The sequence below is a fragment of the Streptomyces sp. STR69 genome (genome assembly GCF_024519455.1).
Taxonomy (GTDB): Bacteria; Actinomycetota; Actinomycetes; order Streptomycetales; family Streptomycetaceae; genus Streptomyces.
Window position 1 is genome coordinate 1,974 of the sequence record NZ_JALJRY010000072.1, and the last position, 3,248, is coordinate 5,221.

The window sequence follows — 3,248 nt, forward strand, 5'->3', positions numbered from 1 at the left end:
CCTCGACGCCGACCCCAGTGAACTCCGGTGGTAGCCGGGGGTGATGGGTGGTTGGTCGTTGTTTGAGAACTGCACAGTGGACGCGAGCATCTGTGGCCAAGTTTTTAAGGGCGCACGGTGGATGCCTTGGCACCAGGAACCGATGAAGGACGTGGGAGGCCACGATAGTCCCCGGGGAGTCGTCAACCAGGCTTTGATCCGGGGGTTTCCGAATGGGGAAACCCGGCAGTCGTCATGGGCTGTCACCCATACCTGAACACATAGGGTATGTGGAGGGAACGCGGGGAAGTGAAACATCTCAGTACCCGCAGGAAGAGAAAACAACCGTGATTCCGGGAGTAGTGGCGAGCGAAACCGGATGAGGCCAAACCGTATGCGTGTGAGACCCGGCAGGGGTTGCGTATACGGGGTTGTGGGATCTCTCTTTCACAGTCTGCCGGCTGTGAGACGAGTCAGAAACCGTTGATGTAGGCGAAGGACATGCGAAAGGTCCGGCGTAGAGGGTAAGACCCCCGTAGTCGAAACGTCAACGGCTCGTTTGAGAGACACCCAAGTAGCACGGGGCCCGAGAAATCCCGTGTGAATCTGGCGGGACCACCCGCTAAGCCTAAATATTCCCTGGTGACCGATAGCGGATAGTACCGTGAGGGAATGGTGAAAAGTACCGCGGGAGCGGAGTGAAATAGTACCTGAAACCGTGTGCCTACAAGCCGTGGGAGCGTCGCTGTATGTGCTTGCACATACAGTCGTGACTGCGTGCCTTTTGAAGAATGAGCCTGCGAGTTTGCGGTGTGTTGCGAGGTTAACCCGTGTGGGGAAGCCGTAGCGAAAGCGAGTCCGAATAGGGCGGTTTAGTAGCGCGCTCAAGACCCGAAGCGGAGTGATCTAGCCATGGGCAGGTTGAAGCGGAGGTAAGACTTCGTGGAGGACCGAACCCACCAGGGTTGAAAACCTGGGGGATGACCTGTGGTTAGGGGTGAAAGGCCAATCAAACTCCGTGATAGCTGGTTCTCCCCGAAATGCATTTAGGTGCAGCGTCGTGTGTTTCTTGCCGGAGGTAGAGCACTGGATAGGCGATGGGCCCTACCGGGTTACTGACCTTAGCCAAACTCCGAATGCCGGTAAGTGAGAGCGCGGCAGTGAGACTGTGGGGGATAAGCTCCATGGTCGAGAGGGAAACAGCCCAGAGCATCGACTAAGGCCCCTAAGCGTACGCTAAGTGGGAAAGGATGTGGAGTCGCAGAGACAACCAGGAGGTTGGCTTAGAAGCAGCCACCCTTGAAAGAGTGCGTAATAGCTCACTGGTCTAGTGATTCCGCGCCGACAATGTAGCGGGGCTCAAGCGTACCGCCGAAGTCGTGTCATTCATACAATAGGGCCAACGCCTGTATGGATGGGTAGGGGAGCGTCGTGTGCCGGGTGAAGCCGCAGCGGAAGCTAGTGGTGGACGGTTCACGAGTGAGAATGCAGGCATGAGTAGCGATACACACGTGAGAAACGTGTGCGCCGATTGACTAAGGGTTCCTGGGTCAAGCTGATCTGCCCAGGGTAAGTCGGGACCTAAGGCGAGGCCGACAGGCGTAGTCGATGGATAACCGGTTGATATTCCGGTACCCGCTGTGAAGCGTCAAACATTGAACCAGGCGATGCTAAGTCCGTGAAGCCGTTCCGGACCCTTCGGGGAATGGAAAGTGGTGGAGCCGACGGACCAGACCTGTAGTAGGTGAGTGATGGGGTGACGCAGGAAGGTAGTCCATCCCGGGCGGTGGTTGTCCCGGGGTAAGGGTGTAGGACGTGGTCCAGGTAAATCCGGATCACACATAGTCTGAGACCTGATGCCGAGCCGATTGTGGTGAAGTGGATGATCCTATGCTGTCGAGAAAAGCCTCTAGCGAGTTTCATGGCGGCCCGTACCCTAAACCGACTCAGGTGGTCAGGTAGAGAATACCGAGGCGTTCGGGTGAACTATGGTTAAGGAACTCGGCAAAATGCCCCCGTAACTTCGGGAGAAGGGGGGCCATCACCGGTGAGAGGACTTGCTCCTTGAGCTGGGGGTGGCCGCAGAGACCAGCGAGAAGCGACTGTTTACTAAAAACACAGGTCCGTGCGAAGCCGTAAGGCGATGTATACGGACTGACGCCTGCCCGGTGCTGGAACGTTAAGGGGACCGGTTAGTCCAACTTCGGTTGGGCGAAGCTGAGAACTTAAGCGCCAGTAAACGGCGGTGGTAACTATAACCATCCTAAGGTAGCGAAATTCCTTGTCGGGTAAGTTCCGACCTGCACGAATGGCGTAACGACTTCTCGACTGTCTCAACCATAGGCCCGGTGAAATTGCACTACGAGTAAAGATGCTCGTTTCGCGCAGCAGGACGGAAAGACCCCGGGACCTTTACTACAGTTTGATATTGGTGTTCGGTTCGGCTTGTGTAGGATAGCTGGGAGACTTTGAAGCTCACACGCCAGTGTGGGTGGAGTCGTCGTTGAAATACCAGTCTGGTCGTGCTGGATGTCTAACCTGGGTCCGTGATCCGGATCAGGGACAGTGTCTGATGGGTAGTTTAACTGGGGCGGTTGCCTCCTAAAGAGTAACGGAGGCGCCCAAAGGTTCCCTCAGCCTGGTTGGCAATCAGGTGTTGAGTGTAAGTGCACAAGGGAGCTTGACTGTGAGACCGACGGGTCGAGCAGGGACGAAAGTCGGGACTAGTGATCCGGCGGTGGCTTGTGGAAGCGCCGTCGCTCAACGGATAAAAGGTACCCCGGGGATAACAGGCTGATCTTCCCCAAGAGTCCATATCGACGGGATGGTTTGGCACCTCGATGTCGGCTCGTCGCATCCTGGGGCTGGAGTCGGTCCCAAGGGTTGGGCTGTTCGCCCATTAAAGCGGTACGCGAGCTGGGTTTAGAACGTCGTGAGACAGTTCGGTCCCTATCCGCTGCGCGCGCAGGAACATTGAGAAGGGCTGTCCCTAGTACGAGAGGACCGGGACGGACGAACCTCTGGTGTGCCAGTTGTTCTGCCAAGGGCATGGCTGGTTGGCTACGTTCGGGAGGGATAACCGCTGAAAGCATCTAAGCGGGAAGCCTGCTTCGAGATGAGTGTTCCCACCCCCTTTGAGGGGTTAAGGCTCCCAGTAGACGACTGGGTTGATAGGCCGGATCTGGAAGGCGGGTAACCGCTGGAGGTGACCGGTACTAATAGGCCGAGGGCTTGTCCTCAGTTGCTCGCGTCCACTGTGTTGGTTCTGA

Annotated in this window: 1 rRNA gene; it reads left to right on the forward strand. The window is 56.8% G+C overall.

The features are described from left to right. Nucleotides 1-94: 94 nt before the first annotated feature. Nucleotides 95-3,218, forward strand: a 23S ribosomal RNA gene (locus OC490_RS48930). Nucleotides 3,219-3,248: the final 30 nt, after the last annotated feature.